Source organism: Rhodovulum sp. (assembly GCF_011048875.1).
Lineage (GTDB): Bacteria > Pseudomonadota > Alphaproteobacteria > Rhodobacterales > Rhodobacteraceae > Rhodovulum > Rhodovulum tesquicola.
The window spans coordinates 1-3,307 of sequence record NZ_DSDD01000035.1 but is presented as its reverse complement, the minus strand read 5'-3'; the positions used below and the strand labels follow the sequence as shown (position 1 = coordinate 3,307).

3 protein-coding genes are annotated in these 3,307 nt (G+C 68.7%); 1 reads left to right on the top strand and 2 read right to left on the bottom strand.

The annotated features are described in order from the left end of the window. On the bottom strand, positions 1–1,100 hold a 1,100-nt coding region (locus ENN83_RS01285; RefSeq protein ID WP_287183143.1), incomplete at its 3' end, for a pyridoxal phosphate-dependent aminotransferase. Between the two features lie 99 nt (positions 1,101–1,199). Here ENN83_RS01285 and ENN83_RS01280 point away from each other — a divergent pair. Then, complete coding sequence (locus ENN83_RS01280) at positions 1,200–1,949, top strand: alpha/beta hydrolase (protein WP_287183140.1); 750 nt, start codon at positions 1,200–1,202, stop codon at positions 1,947–1,949. Positions 1,950–2,017: 68 nt separating this feature from the next. Here ENN83_RS01280 and phaZ read toward each other — a convergent pair whose 3' ends face one another. Further along, positions 2,018–3,286, bottom strand: a complete 1,269-nt coding sequence (gene phaZ, locus ENN83_RS01275; RefSeq protein WP_287183146.1) for a polyhydroxyalkanoate depolymerase — start codon at positions 3,284–3,286, stop codon at positions 2,018–2,020. Positions 3,287–3,307: the final 21 nt, after the last annotated feature.

The window sequence follows — 3,307 nt, the reverse complement described above, 5'->3', positions numbered from 1 at the left end:
CTTGCATCGGCCAGCGCGCCGGGCAGCGCCTCGGCCAGCACATCCAGCTGATCCTCCGGCCCTGCCGAGATCCGGATGCAGCGGTCCAGCGGCGCCACGCCGGGCATCCGCACGAAGACATCGCGCTCGGCCAGACCGGCCAGCACCGCGCGCGCCAGCGCCCCGTCCCCGCCGCAATCGACGGTGACGAAATTGGTAGCCGAGGGCAGCGCCACCAGCCCGTTCGCGCGTGCGATGGCCCCGATCCGGTCCCGCGCGGCAGCGACCTGAGCGCCGACCTCGGCCAGCCATGCGGAATCGCCCAGCGAGGCCAGCGCGCCCGCCTGGCTGATCCGGCACATGCCGAAATGGTTGCGCACCTTGTCGAAACCCGCGATCAGCGGGGCCGCCCCGATGGCATAGCCCACCCGCGCACCGGCCAGCCCATGCGCCTTGGAAAAGGTGCGGAACCGGATCACGCGCGGGTCGTCGGGGTCGATGGACGGCGCGGTGCCCTCGGGGGCGAACTCGATATAGGCCTCGTCCAGCATCATCAGCGTGCCCTCGGGCACCGCGTCGATCATCGCCTGCACGCGCGCGGCCTGGTGCCAGCTGCCCATTGGGTTGTTCGGGTTCGACAGGTAGACAAGCTTCGCCCCCACCTCCCGCGCCCGTGCGATCAGCGCGTCGGGGTCTTCGTGATCGCCCGCAAGGGGAACCAGATGCAGCGCGCCGCCGAAGCCTGCGACATGGTAGTTGAAGGTCGGATAGGCGCCGGCCGAGGTCACGACCGGATCGCCGGGCGCGACCAGCATCCGAACCAGGTAGCCCAGAAGCCCGTCGATCCCCTCGCCGACCATGACATTCCCGGGCGCCACGCCCAGATCGGCCGCCAGTGCCGCGCGCAGGTCGTGGCTGGTGGAATCGCCGTATTTCCAGGCTTCCCGCGCGGCCTCCTGCATCGCGGCGACGGCGCGCGGCGAGGGGCCGAACAGGCTTTCATTGGCACCCAGCCGCGCGCGGAACGGACGGCCACGGGCGCGCTCCTGCGTCTCGGGGCCGACGAAGGGCACGGTGGCGGGCAGGCTGGCCACGAGATCGGTGAAACGGGGTCCGGTCATGGGGCGAGCAAAGCGGAAAAGCCGGGTCCGGGCAAGGGGGGCGGGGTTGCGACCGCCCGCCCGCCTGCCTAGGCTCGCCCCGCCACAGGAGATGTCCCGATGCTCGCACCCGAGTTCCTGACCACGCCCGAAGGACGCCGCCTTGCCCATCACCGCTTGTCGGGCGCGGGGCCGGGGGTGGTGTTCCTCGGCGGCTTCATGTCCGACATGACCGGCACCAAGGCCAGGCATCTGGAGGCCTGGGCGCGGGCAGAGGGCCGCGCCTTCCTGCGCTTCGACTATTCGGGGCATGGCCAGAGCTCGGGCGCCTTCGCGGATGGCTGCATCGGCGACTGGGCGGCGGACGCGCGGGCGGCGATCACCGCGCTGACCGAGGGGCCGCTGGTGCTGGTCGGCTCGTCGATGGGGGGCTGGATCGCGCTCTTGTTCGCCCGCGCCATGCCCGAGCGCGTGGCCGGCCTTGTCGGCATCGCTGCGGCGCCCGATTTCACCGAGGACAGCATGTGGGCGGGCTTCACCGAAGACCAGCGCGCCCGGATCCTGGCCGAAGGCCGGATCGAGATCCCGTCCGCCTATGCCGACAGACCCTATACGATCACCCGCCGCCTGATCGAGGACGGGCGCGCAAACCTCGTGCTGCGCACGCCGCTGCGGCTGCCCTTTCCGGTGCGGCTGTTGCAGGGGACGGCGGATGAGGACGTGCCCGTTCCGGTCGCGCTGCGTCTGCTCGACCACATGGACTGCGCCGATGCGCGCCTGACGCTGGTCAAGGGGGCCGACCACCGGTTCTCGGAACCGGACAACCTTGCGTTGATCGAAGCCGCCATCACCGACCTGACAACGGGCTGATCGAACGCGCCGCCTGGCTTCTTCCTGGTCCAAATACCCCGCGCCGCAGGCGCCCCTCGAAAGGGGCCTCAGACGGTGCGCAGATGCGCGCGGCCCGCTCCGGGCGTGCCGGAATTGGCGTCGATGAAGTCCAGCACCAGCGGACGGATATTGTTGCGCCAGCTCTTGCCCGCGAAGATGCCGTAATGGCCCGCGCCGGGTTCCAGATGGCTGGCCTTCTTCGACTCGGGCAGGGCGGTCAGCAGGTCGAGCGCCGCGATGCACTGGCCGGGGGCCGAGATGTCGTCATTCGCCCCTTCGACGGTCTTTACCGCGACATCGGTGATCGCGGCGATATCGACGTTGCGGCCTGCCACCTTGAAGACATTGCGCGCGATCTCGCGGCGCTTGAAGACACGCTCGACCGTCGACAGGTAGAACTCGGCGGTCATGTCCATGACGGCAAGATATTCGTCATAGAAGCGGTTGTGCTTGTCGTGGTCCGACGCCTCGCCCTTGGCCGCGCGCAGCACCTGTTCGGAGAACGCCCGGGAATGGCGGTCGCCATTCATCGATATGAAGGATGCAAGCTGCAACAGCCCCGGATAGACCAGCCGACCGACGCCCGCATATTTGAACCCGACGCGCTGGATCGCGACCTGTTCGAGCTGGCCCATGGTCACCCGGCGGCCGAAATCGGTGACATCGGTCTTGGCGGCATCGGGGTCGATCGGCCCGCCGATCAGCGTCAGCGACCGGGGCTGGGCGTCGGGGTCCTCGGCGGCCAGATAGGCGGTCGCCGCCAGCGTCAGCGGTGCGGGCTGGCAGACTGCGATCACATGCGTTTCAGGGCCGAGGAACTTCATGAAATCGACAAGGTAGAGGGTGTAATCCTCGACGTCGAACTTGCCTGCCGAGACGGGGATGTCGCGCGCATTGTGCCAGTCTGTGACGAAGACTTCGCAATCGGGCAGCAGGCTCGCCACGGTCGAGCGCAGAAGTGTGGCATAATGGCCCGACATCGGCGCGACGAGCAGCACCCGGCGCGGCTTTGGCGGACGTCCATGGACCTGGAAATGGATCAGGTCGCCGAAGGGGCGCTGCACGACCTTCTCGACCGAGACGATATGGTCGCGCCCGTCGCCTGCGACCACCGTGTTGATATTCCAGTCCGGCTTGGCGACCATCCGTGCGAAGGTGCGTTCCGTGACCTCGCCCCAGGCCGCGACAAGCCGGAAGAACGGGTTGGGCACCATGCTGACGGCAGGGTAGGAGCCGATGGCCTGCGCCGTCGCGCCGAGCCACTGGTTGGTGGTGCGCGCCGTCTCCATCAGGTCGTAGGTCGCCATGTATTTCATTCGCCACTCCTTTTCCGATAG

What these genes read in the sequence shown, in the direction of transcription:
- ENN83_RS01280 (WP_287183140.1), top strand. Translation starts at nt 1,200, where the DNA reads ATGCTCGCACCCGAGTTCCTGACCACGCCCGAAGGACGCCGCCTTGCC.
- phaZ (WP_287183146.1), bottom strand. Translation starts at nt 3,286, where the DNA reads ATGAAATACATGGCGACCTACGACCTGATGGAGACGGCGCGCACCACC.